Here is a 17,064-nt window from a genome sequence, read left to right as displayed (position 1 = left end):
CGCGCCGCGCGGTTGGCCGCCTCCGGGATCAGCGGCAATCTCGCTAAGTGTAGCTCCGCCGGCGCACGCGGGGCTGTAGTTCAGCCTATGCCGATTGTAACGGCCGTTGCCAGAGAAGAGGGACAGTAGCGTGATTCCCGGTAGCGCGGCCGCGACTATAGCCCAGCAGTTCACAGGATGATGGATCGGCTAGCGGTATGAATTGCTAAACGTATTGGCCCCGGAGGGGCCGAGTAATGTAGCCAGGGGCGTGAGCCCCTGGTCTCCGGGCGAAATAGCTATCTCAGCCCCGTGAGGGGCGGCACTGTTCGTCATTACGATGGAGAACTGTATCGCCCCTCACGGGGCTCTGCGGCATCATGATGCTCTAAACCAGGGGCTGACGCCCCTGGCTACATCATGCCGCCCCTCCGGGGCTAGTCTCAGATGCATCTGTGAGCTGCTGGGGCATCGCCAACTCTATCTGCGGGAGAAGATGAGATGCCATTCGCTTCGAAAACACTTTGGACGAAGCCCTGGCTTCACCTCCCCACATCATATGCCCACATCATAGTGAGGCTTGAACTCGTCCTCTTCCGACCGGTGCACGCCCAACTCCTGCTGGATCCGGCGTACCTCGCAAGCCACCCGCTCCGGATCGGCGCCGACCTCGCTGAGCAGCAGCTTCGCCAGCCCCACGGCGGTCTCGGCCTCTTCGATGCAGATCTGGGTGGCGCCGACCTCTTCAAGCCACGCCCGCTCCTTGAGGTAGCGGGCCCGCGCGAAGACCTTCAGCTCGTTGTTGAGCTCCTTCGCCGAGATGATCACCAGCGTCCGCACGAGCACATCGGGCACGGTCACGAGCAGGTACTTCGCTTCCTTGATGCCGGCCGCTTCGAGGATATCGTGCCGGGTTGAATCGCCGTACACGCCGAGCTTGCCATGGTTGGCCAACTCGCGGATCGTGTCGATGTTCAGGTCGACCACCACCGTCTCGACGCCGAAGCCGCGCAAGATCCGCGCGGCCGTCTGGCCCACCGGTCCGTAGCCGACGATCACCGCCCGCGTCTTGGGGGCGCTCGACTCGCCGTTCGCCGCGAGCCGTTCAGCCATCTCTTCGTTCAAGCGCAGGCCGCCCGCTTCGGCGCGGCTCCCCAGCACCTTCCACAGTTTGGGGCGCGAGCGGAGCCAGCCTTCCATCGGTCCGATCAAGCGAAAGATCAGCGGGTTGAGCGTGATCGAGATGATCGCCGTTGCCACGAGCAGGCTGCGGCCTTCCTCGGTCATCAACTTGTGATCAATCGCTTCGGTCGCCAGTAGGAATGAGAACTCCCCGACTTGTGCGAGTGCGATGCCGACGGTGAGGGCGTTGCGGAACGAGTACCGTAACATCCAGACGATGCCGATCGCCGTGAGCGGCTTGGCCACCAGCACGATCGCCAGGAGTACGGCCAGATAGACGGGCTGATCTCGGATCACCGCCGGGTCGAACAACATGCCGACCGAGACGAAGAACACGACCGCGAAGGCGTCACGCATCGGCAAGGCGTCGGCGGCAGCCTGGTGGCTCACCTCGGTTTGCCCCACGACCATGCCGGCGAGGAACGCCCCGAGCGCGATCGATACGCCCAGGTAAAACGCCCCCGTCGCGATCGCGAGCGCGAGCGCCAGCACGCACAACGTGAACAGCTCGCGCGAGCGGGTGCGAGCCACGAAGTTCAGCAGCGGCGGGATGAGCCGCTTGCCGGCGCCCAGCACCAGCGCCGCGAGCAAGCCGATCCGCAGCACCGCCATGCCAAGCGCCTTCGCGATGCCGCCGCCGGCTGCATGCTTCGCCGCTTCGCCCACGACCTCGCCGCCATCGTTGAGAATGTCGGCCACCGCCGGCAGCACGACGAGCACGAGCACGGTGAAGATGTCTTCGACGAGCAACCAGCCGACCGCGATATGTCCCTGCGAGGTGTGGAGCACGTCGTTATCGGTGAGGACGCGGATCAGCACGACGGTGCTCGCCACCGAAATGGCGATGCCGATCACCACCGCCTCGGCCGTCGGCCAGCCGAGCGCAATCGCCCCCGCCGCTCCGAGCGCGGTCGCCACCAAGATTTGCCCCACGGCGCCCGGGATGGCGATGTTCTTCACCGCGAGCAAGTCGCGCATGTCGAAGTGCAGCCCGACGCCGAACATCAGCAGCGCGACGCCGATTTCCGCGAACTGCAGCGCGATCGCTGGATCGCCTTCAATCCCGGGCGTGTGCGGCCCGAGCACGAATCCCGCGAGCAGATACCCCACGATCGGCGAAAGCTTCAACTTCTGGGTCACGAGCCCAAACGCGAGGGCGACGATGAGACTGACCGACAGGCTAATCAGCAGGGCGTATTCTTCGTGCATCGATCCTGCAGTGGGGGTAGATGTTGCGGCGGGCGGTTAGCAGGGGCCCCCAGTGTAGCAGAAATCGGCCGAGTTTTGTTGCGATAAATTGCCGCACGCCAGCTTGGGGCGGTTCGTATCGTTAACATAGCGGCAGCCTGGCCGAATAAATTAGGTCGACGTAAGCCATTCCGTTTCCCCGCTATTGTTCTTTGTCGAGTTTCATGATGCCCAACCCCACCGGCCATTCATCGAAAGTGACGCTCGACTTGCTCGTCAACGGCGCCAAGCTTGGCTTAAGCCAAGTCTGCCCTGACGAACTTTTCCTGGAAGGCGCCTGCGAACCTGTCCCGCCGATGGATGGTCAGGTTGTCATCGGCATCGACGGCGTCACCAAGATTATGGACGTTTTTCTCCCCCACGGCATCACCGGGCGGCGGATTGCGTACTACTAAGCTTGCGTGACGAGCAGCCAGCACCCTCTCGCATTCAATCGCATGTCCCAAGCTGCGCGATTAGCACGCCTCAAGCGTCTTTCTCACAGCCACAACACGGCCATAACAATTTGTTACGGGCGGCGTTACCTGCGCGCCTTTCCGGAGGATGGCTTAGCTTGGCTTTACGTCGGAATTGCCTTGGTAGAAGTCGCTCGCTACGAAGAGGCGGAACAGGCCATTGCCCGCGCCATCAGTCTTTGCCCGACGGAGATGCGGCATCACCCTTTGGCGCATATGGGCCACTTGTTTCGCGAGGCGGGTGATTACGATCAAGCTGCCGAGTGGTATCGTCGAGCGATCGCTGCGAGGCCCGAGTTGCCAGGAGTTTATATCTTTCTCGGAGGCCTACTGGCCAAGCAAGGTCGATTCGCAGACGCTGAAGAAGCGCACCGCAACGCTATCGCCTGCCCCGAAGGCGAGCTAGACGAAGCCTACCTCAACCTTGGCTTCGTCCTCCGTGCCCGGGAACAGTTCGTTGAAGCCGCCGAGTGCTTTCGCGAAGCTCTTCGTCTTGATCCCGAATATCGCGCCGCTCGACGGGCTCTCCATGACGTCGAGCGTTGCATGCGCTACAAGCACGGAGGCTGAAACTAGGAGTTAGACTCCGACTGTTGCCACCCCGTCTTCGCAGCAACTGACACAGAACTGCAACTGACACTCGCAACTGACTCGAGCCGCGCCGCTCGCCGCGTTCGCTAGTTTTAGCCGGCCATTCGCCTCTCTGGCAAAAAGATTCGCGCTCTCCGCTAACAGAATCGCCACCCGGCCGATTCCAGTAACTTGCGAACGCCGCCGTCCCCCTTCACAATGAACGGATCGCTTGGCGAATCCTTTTCAACATTGCGGAGCCTCTCCCGGTTATGAGCCAGAACAAGCGTCTCTCCTCGCGTCGGTCGTTCTTCAAGCAAACTGTCAGCGCTGCCGGCGCCGCGGCGACTGGCGGCGGATTGGTTCCCTACTTCCTCACCGCGTCGCGAGCTCAAGCGGCAACCGCGTCGAGCGATCGGCCGTTGATCGCCTGCATCGGCAACGGCGGGCAAGGGAATCACAACATGGGGCTGGCGATGAATTACGCCGACGTCGTCGCCGTGTGCGACGTCGATTCGGGACGTGCTGCCGCCGCGAAGCAGGCCTCCGGCGGCAAGGCCGACGTGTACGACGACTACCGCAAAGTGCTCGATCGCAAAGACGTGCAAGCGGTGAGCATCGGCACGCCCGATCACTGGCACACGAAGATCGCCATCGAAGCGATGAAGTCGGGCAAGGACGTTTATTGTGAGAAGCCGCTGACGCTCACGATCGACGAAGGCAAGAAGATTTGCCAAGTGGTAAAAGAGACCGGCGCCGTGTTCCAAGTCGGCACGCAGCAGCGGAGCGACTTCGACCGGTTGTTCCTCCGGGCGGTGGCGATCATTCAGAGCGGTCGGCTCGGCAAGGTGAGCAAGGTTTCGTGCGCGATCAATTCAGCGGAAAGCTCGCCGCAGTTGCCGGTCGTCGCGCCGCCGAAGGAACTCAACTGGGAACGCTGGCTCGGCCAGGCGCCGCTCGTCGACTACCGTTGGCAAGGGGGCAAAGACGCCGAGGGCGCCGACATTCCGTACAAGTCGCGTGGTCACTACGAGTTCCGCTGGTGGTACGAATACTCCGGCGGCAAGATGACCGACTGGGGCGCTCACCACGTCGACGTCGCCTGCTGGGCGCTCGGCCTCGACCAGACCGGTCCCAACTCGGTGCGCGTCGAACTCTGCGAACATCCCGTGCCGTTCGAGAAGGGCTATCCCACGCGCGACGACATGTACAACACGGCGACCGCGTTCCGCGTGGTGAACACGTTCGACGATGCTGGCGTCGAACTGACGATCCGCCACGATACAGACAACGGCGTCCTGTTCGAGGGGGACAAGGGACGGCTGTTCGTCAGCCGCGGCAAGCTCGCCGGCAAGCCGGTCGAAGAACTTGCAGACAACCCGTTGCCAGAAGATGCGCTGCGCAAGGCCTTCAAAGGTTCAGAACCAGTGAGCCACATGCAGAACTTCTTCGACTGCGTGCGCAGCCGCAAGGAACCGCAGTCCGACGTCTTCTCGCACCACCGCTCGCTGTCGAACTGCCACTTGGCGAACATCGCTCTGCGGCTCAACCGCGACCTCAAGTGGGATCCGGTGAAAGAAGCGATGATCGGCGATAACGAGGCCCAGTCGTTCGTCGCTCGCGAGCAGCGTAAGGGGTACGAGATCACGGTGTAGCATTGCATTGGCCCTGGAGGGGCCGAGTGATGTAGCCAGGGGCGCGAGCCCCTGGTGATCGCAATCGCATTTCGCCCAAGCCCCGTGAGGGGCGACATCGCTCGTGATGATCGTGCGAACGATGCCGCCCCTCGCGGGGCTCTGAGGCAGCTAGTCGGCGCTAACCAGGGGCTCACGCCCCTGGCTACAGCATGCCGCCCCCTCCGGGGGCTGGTGTTGTGCATTCGTGCGACGCGGCTGAGACGCGCTGGCGACAGAATCGACACGCTGCCGCTGCTGTCGAAAGACAAGTGCGGTTACCCTCCACTGCCGCTCTCCGGCGGTTTGTCCCCGGCTGCGCCCGCAGGTATACTCGAACCCGTTCGTGAGGCGGACTTCCGCCAGCCTACCGCCGCGTGTGGAACATCGCGGCAACCTTCCCCGCAGATCGCGATCGCTAGGATCCTGCATTCGCCAGGCAGCCAGCGTTCAGCCAGCCGCGTCTCGCGATCTCAATCGGCGCACCTTCCCGCTTCACCCTCAGTCTCACACCCAGGATCGCTACTGAAATGAAATCTTCCACTCTGCTGGCTCGCGCCTTCGCCTGCGTGGCGGCGCTCGCCTCGCTCAACATTCTTGCCGCCGCCAGCCAGGCGCAGCAGCAACTTCTCGTCGCCGACCGGCTCAGCAACAGCGTCTTTCGCTACAGCGCCAGCGGTGCCCTGCTCGGCACCGTGCTGACCGACAACGTCAACCTGCTCGGTCCCTCGGGCATCACCCTCTCGCCCGACCAAACGAAGCTCTTCGTGACGAGCACGGGCAACAACCTCGTCGTCCAGTACGACTACAGCGTCGCCACCGGCTTGGCGACGAACGGCGCGGTGTTCGCCGACGCGGCTGACGGGCTCTCCTTCCCCAGCTCCGTGAAGTACAGCCAAGATGGCTCGAAGATCTACGTCTCGAACCTCGGCGGCTCGGGCGTCGCTCAGTTCAACACGAACGGCACGAGCGCGGGCGCCCCGATCAACGGCCTCATCGGCGGCGGAGCGTATTTCCAATACTCCGGGCTGGCGTACGCCCCGGGCGGCGAACTCCTCGTCGGCGCCTTCCAGAACTTCCCCGCTGGCGACGCCGGCGCCGTCGCGAAGTCGAACCTCCCGATCTCGGCCCTTGCCGACTTCATTCCGGGCTCGGCATCGCTTAACGGCGCGTCGGGGCTGTTGGTCAACGGCAACGACCTCTACGTCACCGGCATGTTTGCCGGCACGATCGGCCGCTACAACGCGACCACCGGCGCCGTTGATCCGAGCTTCGGCGTCTCGGGCCTTGCGTTCCCGCAGGGGCTGATCGCTTCTCCGGATGGCAACGGCTTCCTTGCCGGCATCTTGGGCGTCTCGAACGGCAGCGGGAACATCTCGCACTACGCCTACGATGGCACGCTGATCGGGACGTTTGCGCTCCCCGGCGGCGGCGGCTTCACGGAACCGACCGCCTTCGCCACCGTGGCGATTCCCGAACCGGCCACGCTCGGCATGTTGACCGTTGCGGTCGGTGCGCTAGGCTTAACGGTGCGTCGCCGGATGGCCTAACGCCATCGCCCTGCCCTGGCGGCATCAACTAGCCCTGGAGAATCGACAGTGCGGATGCGGATCGAATGCGTCGTTCCCTTCTGCCTGGCGGCGTTCGCCGGCTGGGGCCTGCTGCCAGCAGTGCACGCTGAAGTAACGCCTTACTTCGGCGGGCCCGACGCTTCCAAATTGACGATGACGAATTCGAGCGCCGCCAGGAATGAGTTCCTGGCGGCGCTTTCGTCGTATGGCGTCGAAGATTTGGAAGACAACTCCGGAGCGAACCCGACGCTCACGTTTGGTGCAACGGGCATTACGGCGACGACCGGTTTTTCAAACGGCGTCAATTCGCTACCCACCTATGCGGTCAGCGGTCAGCGCTTCCTCTGGGATACTGAGGGCGTCGACGATTGGCTGCAGTTCTCCGAGCCGGTGACGGCCTTCGGCAGCTACATCGCGCAAGGGGGCGACGGCTCTTCGTCGCCGCCGATCTCGGCGCCCGCGAATCGGCTGACTTTCACCCTGCAAAACACCGTGCTTGGCACGTCGAAGGAAGTGGTGATCCACGACCTCGGCCCAGACTGGCCCTTTTATAACGTCATCTTCGTCGGCGTCACCGACACCGAGCCGTTCGATCGCATCTCCTTCCACGAGTCGTACGACTACGATGGCCTGCTGTGGGACGGTCTCATTGCCGGTCAGTTGAAGCAGCCGATTCCCGGCGACTTCAATGGCGATGATCTCGTCGACGCCGCGGACCTTGGTATTTGGCGCGAAAACTTCGGCTCGACCGGGATGCCGGCGAACACGCTCGGCGATGCGAACGGCGACGGCATTGCCGATGGCGCCGACTTCCTCGTGTGGCAGCGGCACTTCACGGCGCCGCCCGCACCCGCGGCCGTTACATCTGCCGCCGTGCCGGAGCCGGCCGGGCTCTGCTTGCTGCTCGCCGGGCTCGGCATCGCGAGGGCCTTCCGCCGTGCGTAAGCCCGCCGGATTCACGTTGGTGGAACTACTGGTGGTGATCGCCATCATTGGCGCCCTCATCGCCCTGCTCCTCCCCGCCGTGCAGGCCGCCCGCGAGAGCGCCCGGCGCGCGCAGTGCCTCAACAACCTCAAGCAAACGAGCCTCGCGCTGCAGAATCATCACGCGGCGAAGAATGCGTTTCCCTCGGCGGCGATGTCGAAGTCGTACCCGCCGGACGAGCGGCATCCTCACAGCTTCTACCGCTGGTCGGCCCTCGCGCAGCTGCTGCCCTACATGGAGCAGCAATCGCTCCACAACCTGCTAGATCTCTCGCTGCCGCTGTACATGCCGGGGGGCGGGTATCCGATCTCGGCGCCTAATAAGCCGGCCGTCGTACAGATGCTGCCGGTGTTCCTTTGCCCCAGCGATCTACAGGAGCGGGTGAAGCCGGAAACCGGCCCGACGAACTACGCCGTTTGCGGCGGCTCGGGCTCCGGCGGCGGCACGCCGTTCGACACCGACGGCGTCTTCTACGTCAACTCGGCGACGACCTTCGGCGAGATCACCGACGGCTCGTCGAACACGATGGCCGTCTCGGAAAGTCTCATCGGCGCCGACACGGTGCGCGACGGCGAGGGGGCTCTCAACGGTGCGACGCCCGAGCGAAGCTACAAGTTCGTCCTGTCGTTCGCCGGGCCGACCGATCTCTCCGACTTCAAGTGCAACGGCTCGATGAACTTCAATTCCTCGGCGAGCACCGGCAACGATCCGCGCGGCTTCGCGTGGGCGAGCGGCGAGTATCGCAGCGCCACGTACAACCACTACTATCCGCCGAACTCCCAGCATTACGACTGCGCCGCTTCTGCGACGAGCGACCCGACGCCGCCCCCCGCGCAGCCGATCCTCTACTCGGCCTACGGCTGGCGCGCCGCTCGCAGCGCTCACCCCGGCGGCGTGAACGGTTCGACCGCTGATGGCGCCTGCCGGTTCTACAACGACGGCGTCGACCCCGTGGTGTGGAAGGCCTTAGCCACTCGCGCCAGCGATGAAGTCGCCGCCGAGTAACGCCCGCCGGTTGATTCCTCACCGTCAACAAGAAGAGCGACCTGCAGCCGGAGCCGCAGATCGCTCAGTGGGGGGCTTTAAGATTTCTTGTCACTCGTGGCGATTCGCGTGAGTCGCGGTTTCTCTCGTTCAAAAATATCTGCGTTTGTCCGCGTTCATCGGCGGTTCCATCCTCTGCTTACTTCATCGCGAACTGGCGTTGTTCCCATTGATGCGGGAACTCGCTCGGCGACATCATCGCCAGTTGGTGGAGTTGCTTGATGGCCCGCACCGCATCGACGCGGCTGGCGAAGTCAAGGCTGCGGTCGGCGGTGACGCGGGCCTTCAGCACGCCCAGTTCCGTCGCCAAGGCGGAGCGGTAAACGTCGCTCGACGGATGCTGGGGCGACCAGTTGCGAATCAGCGAGCTGACGGTCGCGACTGAGCCGGCGTAGCGGGCTTGCGTCAGGGCCGTCGGCCAGGCGCCAGCGCCTCGTTGGACCGATTCGTACAGTTTCAGGGCGGCAGCCAACTCGGCGTTCGCCTCGGCTTGCTGCTTCGCCCGATTCGCGCCGGCCTTCTGCTCGCGGACTTCCGTTTCCATCCGCTTCACATCGTTGCGGTAGGTAGCACGGTTGTATTGGATTTGGTCGCTGGCCGCGGTGACGCGCGTCCAGGTTTCGGCGGCGTCGGCTTCGTCCTTCAGAAACTGACCGTTGGCTCGCACGAGTTCCGAGGCGCCGGCGAGGTGGTCGCCGAGCACGGTGCTGCGGTGATCGTAGGCGATCGTTTGGGCAGAGGCTTGTTGCTGGAGACCGACGGCGGCGAACGTGGCGACGGCGGCGAGCGTGATGACGGCTGTGCGTGGCATGACATGGTTCCCTTACTCGGCTACTCATCCGGCTGCAGGCGGCGCCGGTTGATTGTGCGAGGAAGTGAACGCAAGCGCGGCGCCAATTCGCGGCGCGGGGTGAATGGCACTCTTCATGCAGTCAGCAGAGTGCGTCAATCGCGGGGAATCATGCGAATCTGCAGAATCTTTCGCACAACGCGTAACATCTGCGTTTGAGTGCAGGAATCCGTTTGACGACGACGCTTTTGCATTTTGGGACTGTGTACCCTGAGGTTCCCTCCTCTTGAGGGGGAGGGTTAGGGAGGGGTGAAAGAAGCGGGTATCAACGTTCCACCCCCTCCCCAGCCCTCCCCTCAAGGGGGAGGGGGCCGGAGCATTCAACGTCGTGAGCCAGATTCGCTACGGCGCCGGCTCGTCGGTGTCGCGGGTTACTTTGCCATGCAGTACGCCGGCGTCGTCGAACCAGAGCGGGTCGATCGCCAGGAACCGCCGCCAGTTGATCTCGCCGTCGTGCTTCTGGTGGTAGATCATCCACAGCTTCCCTTCGGGCGTCGCGACGACGCAGTGGTGGCCGGGCCCGAAGAGTGTTTCGCTTTGCGAGACGATCGGGTTCTTCGCGTACTTTTCGAACGGCCCGAGCGGCGATTTCGACGTGGCGTAGCCAATGGCGTAGTGGCGGGAGTCGGCGCCGCTGCCGGAGAACATTAGGTAGTACCGCCCGTCATGCTTGAGCACGAACGGCCCTTCGGTGACGTGGCCCGACGCCATTTCCCACGGCTCGGTCGGCTGGATGAGCAGCACGCGTTCGCCCTCGGGCGTGACGGGATCGCTCATCTGCTGGCCGTAGATCTTGAAACCGTCGAGGATCTCGACGTAGTAGAGGTAAAGCTGCCCGTCGTCGTCCCGGAACAAGTGGGCGTCGATTGAACCGGGGGCGAGCACCGCCTTATCGACGAACGGCCCGCGCGGGCTGTCGGCCACGGCGACGCCGATTTGCTTCCGCGCGCCACCCTCGTCGTGGGCGGGGTCGTTGTCGGTGTAGTAGAGGTAGAACTTGCCGTCGCCGCGGACGTTGTGGAAGACGTCGGGCGCCCACGCCCCGCCGCGGGGATCGTCGAACGCGCTTCCCTCGTTCTTCCAGTGGACGAGATCTTTTGACGTGAGGACGTCGTAACCGCGGCCATACGTCGTGGCGTAGAGGTAGTAGGTATCGCCGACGCGGATCACGTGCGGATCGGCGGGATTGCCGGCGGTGACGATGGGGTTTTTGTAGGTGGCGGGCGCCGACTCATCCGCGACTGCTTGAGCGGCCGCGAGCAACCCCACCGCGAGCGATGCCGCAAGCAGGATTTTGTGGGAGGCGTCTCCGACGCCGAGTACGGATCGCCTGCCGAAGCAACTTAATTGGCAACGCGAAATCGGCGTCGGAGACGCCTCCCACAATCGATCGCTCTTGGAACCGCTAAGGGCTGGGTATGCATCGGTCTTCATCGGGCGTTTATCCTTGATAGCTGCGCAGCGCGTCGATCAACTGTGCCACGTCGTCATGGTTGTTGTACGCATGGGGACTCACGCGGATCCGCCCCGCGCGGGTGGCGAGCGCGATCTGGCGTTCGAGGCAATGGCGGCGAACGGCGTTCAAATCAGCGTTCGGGTACTCAAACGAAACGATGCCGCTCCGCTGCTCGCCCGCGCGGGGTGAGATCACCCGCATGCCGAGTTGCTGCAACTCGCTCACCAGATGATCGCTGATCTCCAGCACCGAGGCGGCGACGCGGTCGATGCCGAGCGATTGCAGCAGGTCGAGGCTCGCGCCTAGCCCGAGCATGCCGGGGACGTTCACCGAACCCCCTTCGTACCGTGAGGCGTCCTGCTTCAGCTTCAGTTCGATGTGGGCGTAATCCTGGGCGTGGACGACGCTGTGGGCGCCGACAGCAGTAGGCGTGAGCAGCGGCAGGCGATCGCGACGGATGTAGGCGATGCCGGCGCCTTCAGGGCCGAGCATCCACTTGTGCCCGTCGGCCGCGAGGAAGTCGATTGGCGTTTGGCTCACATCGAGCGGGAACGCGCCGAGGCCTTGGATCGCATCGACGAACAGCAGCGTCCCCTGGCGGGCAGCGACCTCGGCGATGGCGTTCAGATCGCGGCGGCAGCCGTTCGAGAAGGCGACCCAGCTGACCGTGATGATTCGCGTCCGCTCGTCGCAGTGGGCGGCGAGTTGGTCGTAATCGACGACGCCGTCGGCGGTCGGCACGCGGCGGGTTTCGACGCCGCGGGCGGCGAGGTTCATCCAGGGGTAGAGATTCGACGGATACTCGTCGGCGAGCGTGACGACGTTGTCGCCGGCGCGCCAATCGAGCCCCTCGGCCACGAGGTTGATCCCGGCCGTCGTGTTGGGGACGAGCGCGATCTCCGCCGGCGTGGCGCCGACTAGCGTCGCCGCCGATTGGCGAACTTGCTTTAGCTGCCGGGCCCACTCGGGCCACATCGTATCGCCCTCCTCGAGCGATTGATCGATCCAAGTGCGCATCGCCGCGGCGGCTGGCGCCGTCACAGGGGCGACAGCGGCGTGGTCGAAGTAGGCCCAGTTCTGGGCCACGGGCATTGCCGCGCGAAGCTCGTTGCGTACCGCCTCAATCTCGCCGTTCACGCCGAATCTCCGATTTATGCGGCTGTGCTAGAATCAATGGATGCACGGCCTTGCCCAAGAATCTGTGGGAGGGGTCTCCGACCCCGAAGCGGCGTTGAGCTGCTACGACCGCTCGTGTCGGTGACCGGTTTCGGCGTCGGAGACGCCTCCCACAAAATTCTGATCGCTTCCTGCAAAAGTTTATCGTAGCCGTTTAACGCCTCGTTCGTGAGTCCGACCATGTGGAAGTCTGCAAGCGAACTCCGTCAAAACGCCGGTTTTCTCGGCGTTTTCGCGATTCTCTCGCTGCTGTGCACAGCGCCGCTTAACGTCGCGGCGCAGGCCCCTGCCCCAACCGAGCAGGAGTATGCTGCTCAACGAGCGAAGATGGTTGCTGAGGAAATCGAAGCCGCGGGCGTGAAAGATCCACGCGTGCTCAAGGCGATGCAGGCGACGCCGCGGCATCAATTCATGCCGAGTGCGTATCGCCCTTACGCCTACCTCGATGCGGCGCTGCCGATCGGCGATCGGCAAACGATCTCGCCGCCGTTCGTCGTCGCCTACATGACCGAGCAGCTGCGGCCGAAGGCAACGGATCGCGTGCTCGAAATCGGCACCGGCAGCGGCTATCAAGCGGCGGTGCTCAGCCCCCTGGTGAAAGACGTTTACACGATCGAGATCGTCGAGCCGCTTGGCAAACGGGCGAAGCGAGCGCTCGAACGATTGAAATACGACAACGTCCACGTCCGCATCGGCGACGGATTTAAAGGCTGGCCCGAGGCGGCGCCGTTCGACAAGATCATCGTCACTTGCTCGCCGGAGAGCGTGCCGCAGCCGCTCGTCGATCAACTGCGCGAGGGAGGCGAGATGATCATTCCCGTCGGCGAGCGCTACCAGCAGAATCTCGTGCGGATGACCAAACGCGACGGCAAGCTGGAGAGCGAACCACTGCAGGCGACGCTCTTCGTACCGATGACCGGCGCCGCCGAGGATTCGCGGCAGGTGCAGCCCGATCCGCTCCATCCGACGGTTCGCAACGGCGGTTTTGAAGAGGTCGTTGGCAAGACGAGCGACCCCGTTGGCTGGCATTATTTGCGGCAGGCGACCACGGTGGAGGGCTCGGCCGACGAGCCGGCGTCCGGCGGCAAGCGCTTCATACGGTTTACGAACAGCGAGCCGGGGCTCATCAGCCAAGCGCTCCAGGGAATGGCGATCGACGGTCGGAAGGTCAGCCAAATCGAGGTGAGCTGCCAAGTCGGTGCCAAGGGGATCGCGGCCGCTGCGGGCGAGACGCCGGGCGTGATCGTCAACTTCTACGACGAGCGGCGGGCAGTGATCGACACGGTCGAGCTTGGGCCGTGGAAAGGGACCTTCGGTTGGCGTCGCGAGGAGCGGATGGTTCGCGTGCCGCTCGCCGCGCGCGAGGCGATCATTCGCATTGGGCTCAACGGCGCGACCGGGCGACTCGATCTCGATGACCTCGAATTGCGCGCCGTGCATGCCGGCAAATAGGTTAGCGGAGGGCCGTTGGCGCCGGTCGTAACGACCGTGACGCCAGCATGGGATCAATACCCCTATCGCCCAATATTAGCTGTATTTCCTAATCGCCAGAACCGGTTAATTCTTCGCAAGTTCCTTGAATTACACCCCCCCGCTGCTATGTTACCGATGTGTCGGTCGAGTGCGGTTATCCGCTCGGCGTCTTGCCATCGACCAGGCAGGGATCGTTGCCCAGTTCGAAATGATCCAAAAATTCAAGGTCCTCAGGGGGAATGAAGAGATGAGATTCGGCAACACTAAGCTGGTCGCGGTTGCGGTCGTTGCGGCAGGGATGGTCGCGGTTGCTGCTGGCGAAGCCTCGGCTCGCTCGCGCGGCAGCTACGGTTCCAGCGGCAGCTACGCCTCGAGCGGCAGCTACGCTTCGTCGGGCAGCTATGCCTCGAGCGGCAGCTACGGCGGCAGCTATGCCACCTACAGCGCCTACAGCAGCTCGGGCAGCTACGGCTCCTCGTCGGGCAGCTACGCCAGCTACAGCAGCAGCGGTTCCTCGGGCAGCTACGGCCGTCCGGGCTTGTTCTCGCGTTGGCACGCCCGCAAGGCGGCCCGTTACTCGTCGTCGGGCAGCTACGGCTCCTCGTCGGGCAGCTATGCCAGCTACAGCAGCTCGGGTAGCTACGGTTCGTCGTCGGGCAGCAGCGGTTCGTACGGCGGCGCCGTCTACGAGTCGTACCCCGCCGAAGGCGAAGTGACCTCGCCGGAAGTTCCGGTTGAAGCCACCCCCGCCACCCCGAGCGCCTCGGCCACCGAAGCGACGATCTTCGTCAGCCTGCCGGCCGACGCCAAGGTCTTCGTCAACGACCTGGCCACCAACAGCACTGGCGCCGAGCGTCACTACGTGTCGCGCGGCCTGAAGCCAGGCCGTTCGTACTCCTACAAGCTGCGGGTTCACTTTGAACGCGACGGCAAGCCGATGACCGAAGACAAGGTCGTCCGCCTGACCGCCGGCGAGAACGTCCAGCTGGCTTTCGGCGGCGCCGATAGCAGCGACAAGACCGCCCAGACCGAGCTGAAGCTCAACGTCCCGGCCGGAGCCAAGGTCACCTTGGCTGGCGCCCCGACGGAGCAAACCGGCGAAGTCCGCAGCTACACGACCAACAGCCTGAACGCCGGCCAGATGTGGAACGGTTACACCGTCCGCGTCGAGCTCGAGCAAGACGGCAAGACCTTGGTCGAAGAGAAGACCCTCGACATCGAGGGTGGCAAGACCTACGAGCTCGCCTTCGAGCTCGCCGGGAATGCCCTGAAGGTGGCGGCCAACTAAGTTCGCCATTTTTCGCTCTTGACGCAGTTTTACCCCCGCATCGGCGTTGACCGATGCGGGGGTTTTTCGTTTGCTACACGCATACGGAACCTGCAGCCTTTTTTAGCCCCGGGCTTCGCCCGGGGGTGGCGCACCAGTCGACGAGCCAACTCGTCGCGGCGAACAACCCCCGGGCGAAGCCCGGGGCTAGAAATACGGCCTGGAACGCCCTCAACGGGGCGTCGCACCTGTGGCATTCATGAGTAAGCAACGTCCTGAAACTCCCCCTCAGCCGGCGGCAGGCGAGAAAAAGCCCGCGCCCGCCCCTGCGCCCGAGGCCAAGCCGAAGCCGGCCAAACCAGCGAAGCCCAAGACTCCGTCGCCGTGGCCGTGGGGCCCGTTCGCGCGGGTGCTGGTGAGCATGCTGGTGGCGTTTCACTTGGTTGCCGTGTTCGTCTCGCCGTGGCATCTGCAGCTGAGTTCGTCGGTGGTGCCGATGATCGAGCCGGGCGGCACGCCGCTGAACTCTCAGGGGCAGCCGATCCCGATTGAGCAACTCGACCCGCAGCAATACCCGCCGCAGTTGCCGGTGATTCCGATCGCGCTGGCGAAGTATCTCCATCACTACGCGAACCTGGTGTTCGTCAATCACGGCTACAACTTCTTCTCGCCCGATCCAACGGCAAGCCATCTGATCAAGTACGAGATTTACAACGCTGCCAACGAGAAGATCGCTGAAGGGCGCTTCCCCGATCGGCGCGAGCAGTGGCCACGGCTGTTCTATCACCGGCACATGATGCTGGTGGAGCAGTCCCGCGATCAGGCGACCTCCGGTATTGGATGGGAGAACAAAATCGCCGAGTACCTGATCAAGAAGCATGACGGCGAGTGGGCGAAGCTGACGATGGTGCGGCATCACCTGCTGACGCCGCAGCAAGTGAAAGACGGCATGCGGATCGACGCTCCGTCGACGTACGAAAATCTCGGCGAGTTTCAGCATCGGCTCCCCCCCCGTCCCTCGGAACCAGCTCCCGCAGGAGGGACGCCATGACGACGCTCGTCGCTTCAACTCGCAACTACTTCGCCGAACTCTGGCGGGCGTGGAACAACTTTTGGTTCACGCCGACCGACCCGGCGACGCTTGCGCTCATCCGGCTGCTGGCCGGCGGGATGATGCTCTACACGCACTTCATCTGGTCGTTCGACCTGGCGGGGTTCATCGGCCGCGACGGCTACACGCCGGTCGAAATGCTCAAAAGCATGCCAGGCCGCGAGGTGACGGTGTGGAGCATCTTCGACTGGATTGGCCCCAACTGGCTGCTGTGGACGGTGCATATTCTGGCGCTGTGCGTGTTTGCGTGCCTGTTTCTCGGGCTGTTCTCGCGGGTGTCGGCGGTGCTCGCTTACCTGCTGGCGGTATCGTACGTTCATCGCGTCACCCCCGGCGCGTTTTACGGGCTCGACAAAGCCAACTGCATGATGGCGATGTACCTCATGCTGGGGCCGTGCGGGGCGCGCTACTCGCTCGATCGGCTGTGGCGGCTGCGACGCGGCGATGCGAGCGAACCTGCGCCGAGTACCGCGGCGAACGTCGCAATCCGGCTGCTGCAGTTGCATCTCTGCGTCGTCTACTTCTTCTCCGCCTTGGCGAAGATCGAAGGCAACACCTGGCGCGTCGGCACCGCGATGTGGTGGGCGGCGGCCAACTACGAGTACCAATCGCTGCCGCTTACATGGATGGCTGATTGGCCATTCTTGATCGCGTTCTTCACCCATCTGACGGTGTTCTGGGAACTCTCTTACGCCTTCCTGGTGTGGAACCGCTTCACCCGGCCGTGGATGATTTGGACGGCGGTGGCGGTCCATGGCGGGATCGCGATGTTTATGGGGATGATCACCTTCGGGCTGGCGATGATCTTTGCGAATTTCTCGTTCCTCAAGCCGGAGACGGTGCGGCGGTGGGTCGATCCGGTGGCGAGTCGAGTGTCGCTGGCGCTGGTGGGGAAGAAAGTGGGGTAGGCGTCGGGCGGGGATGCGTGGGAACCGCGGGGATGAACCCCGCGGCTCGCTGGAACCGCTTGCAGGCGCGATTGCGAAGTGGCGTCTCGATAACGAGAATGGGGTTTGACTCCGCT

The 17,064-nt window shown here is 63.8% G+C and carries 14 protein-coding genes; 10 read left to right on the top strand and 4 right to left on the bottom strand.

Annotated elements, in window-relative coordinates:
• Positions 1-534: 534 nt before the first annotated feature.
• Positions 535-2,370, bottom strand: coding sequence for a cation:proton antiporter (locus tag PLANPX_RS19850; protein ID WP_152100409.1), 1,836 nt, complete (start codon positions 2,368-2,370; stop codon positions 535-537).
• Between the two features lie 203 nt (positions 2,371-2,573).
• Between PLANPX_RS19850 and PLANPX_RS19845 the strand changes: the two genes are divergently transcribed.
• The 6 genes from PLANPX_RS19845 to PLANPX_RS19825 all read left to right on the top strand — a co-directional run bounded on the left by PLANPX_RS19845 (position 2,574) and on the right by PLANPX_RS19825 (position 8,668).
• Entirely contained in the window at positions 2,574-2,804 is a 231-nt protein-coding gene (locus tag PLANPX_RS19845) for a hypothetical protein (protein ID WP_172992200.1), read from the top strand.
• A 42-nt stretch (positions 2,805-2,846) separates the two neighbouring features.
• Entirely contained in the window at positions 2,847-3,434 is a 588-nt protein-coding gene (locus tag PLANPX_RS19840; protein ID WP_152100407.1) for a tetratricopeptide repeat protein, read from the top strand.
• A 272-nt stretch (positions 3,435-3,706) separates the two neighbouring features.
• Positions 3,707-5,089, top strand: a complete 1,383-nt coding sequence (locus tag PLANPX_RS19835) for a Gfo/Idh/MocA family protein (protein WP_152100406.1) — start codon at positions 3,707-3,709, stop codon at positions 5,087-5,089.
• Positions 5,090-5,637: 548 nt separating this feature from the next.
• Positions 5,638-6,657: an SMP-30/gluconolactonase/LRE family protein gene (locus PLANPX_RS19830; protein ID WP_152100405.1), complete on the top strand. Its 1,020-nt coding sequence runs from the start codon at positions 5,638-5,640 to the stop codon at positions 6,655-6,657.
• A 48-nt stretch (positions 6,658-6,705) separates the two neighbouring features.
• Positions 6,706-7,623 carry a hypothetical protein gene (locus PLANPX_RS27815; protein ID WP_198421773.1) on the top strand — a complete coding sequence of 306 codons (918 nt, stop codon included), beginning with the start codon at positions 6,706-6,708 and terminating at the stop codon, positions 7,621-7,623.
• Complete coding sequence (locus tag PLANPX_RS19825; RefSeq protein WP_198421920.1) at positions 7,616-8,668, top strand: DUF1559 domain-containing protein; 1,053 nt, start codon at positions 7,616-7,618, stop codon at positions 8,666-8,668. The genes PLANPX_RS27815 and PLANPX_RS19825 overlap by 8 nt, the downstream gene beginning before the upstream one ends.
• Positions 8,669-8,846: 178 nt before the next feature.
• On the opposite strand, the gene PLANPX_RS19820 is transcribed toward PLANPX_RS19825, so the two are convergent.
• The 3 genes from PLANPX_RS19820 to PLANPX_RS19810 all read right to left on the bottom strand — a co-directional run bounded on the left by PLANPX_RS19820 (position 8,847) and on the right by PLANPX_RS19810 (position 12,150).
• Complete coding sequence (locus tag PLANPX_RS19820) at positions 8,847-9,518, bottom strand: hypothetical protein (RefSeq protein WP_152100403.1); 672 nt, start codon at positions 9,516-9,518, stop codon at positions 8,847-8,849.
• A 381-nt stretch (positions 9,519-9,899) separates the two neighbouring features.
• A complete protein-coding gene (locus PLANPX_RS19815) occupies positions 9,900-10,991 on the bottom strand; it encodes a glycoside hydrolase family 43 protein (protein WP_152100402.1) in 1,092 nt (363 codons plus the stop codon).
• A 7-nt stretch (positions 10,992-10,998) separates the two neighbouring features.
• Complete coding sequence (locus PLANPX_RS19810; protein ID WP_152100401.1) at positions 10,999-12,150, bottom strand: aminotransferase class V-fold PLP-dependent enzyme; 1,152 nt, start codon at positions 12,148-12,150, stop codon at positions 10,999-11,001.
• 219 nt (positions 12,151-12,369) lie between these two features.
• On the opposite strand from PLANPX_RS19810, the gene PLANPX_RS19805 reads away from it, so the two are divergent.
• The 4 genes from PLANPX_RS19805 (at position 12,370) to PLANPX_RS19790 (ending at position 16,948) form a co-directional block, all read left to right on the top strand.
• Positions 12,370-13,641 (top strand): protein-L-isoaspartate(D-aspartate) O-methyltransferase, encoded by a 1,272-nt coding sequence (locus PLANPX_RS19805; protein ID WP_152100400.1) that lies wholly within the window; start codon positions 12,370-12,372, stop codon positions 13,639-13,641.
• 268 nt (positions 13,642-13,909) lie between these two features.
• The gene (locus PLANPX_RS19800) at positions 13,910-14,950 is read left to right on the top strand and encodes a TIGR03000 domain-containing protein (RefSeq protein ID WP_172992199.1); all 1,041 of its coding nucleotides are present in this window, start codon (positions 13,910-13,912) and stop codon (positions 14,948-14,950) included.
• 238 nt (positions 14,951-15,188) lie between these two features.
• Positions 15,189-15,980 carry a hypothetical protein gene (locus PLANPX_RS19795; RefSeq protein WP_152100398.1) on the top strand — a complete coding sequence of 264 codons (792 nt, stop codon included), beginning with the start codon at positions 15,189-15,191 and terminating at the stop codon, positions 15,978-15,980.
• Positions 15,977-16,948: an HTTM domain-containing protein gene (locus PLANPX_RS19790; RefSeq protein WP_152100397.1), complete on the top strand. Its 972-nt coding sequence runs from the start codon at positions 15,977-15,979 to the stop codon at positions 16,946-16,948. Before PLANPX_RS19795 ends, PLANPX_RS19790 begins: the two co-directional genes overlap by 4 nt.
• The last annotated feature ends 116 nt before the right edge of the window (positions 16,949-17,064 follow it).

The sequence above is a fragment of the Lacipirellula parvula genome (assembly GCF_009177095.1).
GTDB lineage: Bacteria > Planctomycetota > Planctomycetia > Pirellulales > Lacipirellulaceae > Lacipirellula > Lacipirellula parvula.
This window is presented reverse-complemented; position numbering and strand designations above follow the sequence as displayed.

Coding starts and splice junctions, on each gene's coding strand:
- PLANPX_RS19845 (WP_172992200.1), top strand. CDS start 2,574: ATGATGCCCAACCCCACCGGCCATTCATCGAAAGTGACGCTCGACTTG.
- PLANPX_RS19850 (WP_152100409.1), bottom strand. CDS start 2,370: ATGCACGAAGAATACGCCCTGCTGATTAGCCTGTCGGTCAGTCTCATC.
- PLANPX_RS19795 (WP_152100398.1), top strand. CDS start 15,189: ATGAGTAAGCAACGTCCTGAAACTCCCCCTCAGCCGGCGGCAGGCGAG.
- PLANPX_RS19835 (WP_152100406.1), top strand. CDS start 3,707: ATGAGCCAGAACAAGCGTCTCTCCTCGCGTCGGTCGTTCTTCAAGCAA.
- PLANPX_RS19840 (WP_152100407.1), top strand. CDS start 2,847: ATGTCCCAAGCTGCGCGATTAGCACGCCTCAAGCGTCTTTCTCACAGC.
- PLANPX_RS19805 (WP_152100400.1), top strand. CDS start 12,370: ATGTGGAAGTCTGCAAGCGAACTCCGTCAAAACGCCGGTTTTCTCGGC.
- PLANPX_RS19830 (WP_152100405.1), top strand. CDS start 5,638: ATGAAATCTTCCACTCTGCTGGCTCGCGCCTTCGCCTGCGTGGCGGCG.
- PLANPX_RS19820 (WP_152100403.1), bottom strand. CDS start 9,518: ATGCCACGCACAGCCGTCATCACGCTCGCCGCCGTCGCCACGTTCGCC.
- PLANPX_RS19815 (WP_152100402.1), bottom strand. CDS start 10,991: ATGAAGACCGATGCATACCCAGCCCTTAGCGGTTCCAAGAGCGATCGA.
- PLANPX_RS19800 (WP_172992199.1), top strand. CDS start 13,910: ATGAGATTCGGCAACACTAAGCTGGTCGCGGTTGCGGTCGTTGCGGCA.
- PLANPX_RS19790 (WP_152100397.1), top strand. CDS start 15,977: ATGACGACGCTCGTCGCTTCAACTCGCAACTACTTCGCCGAACTCTGG.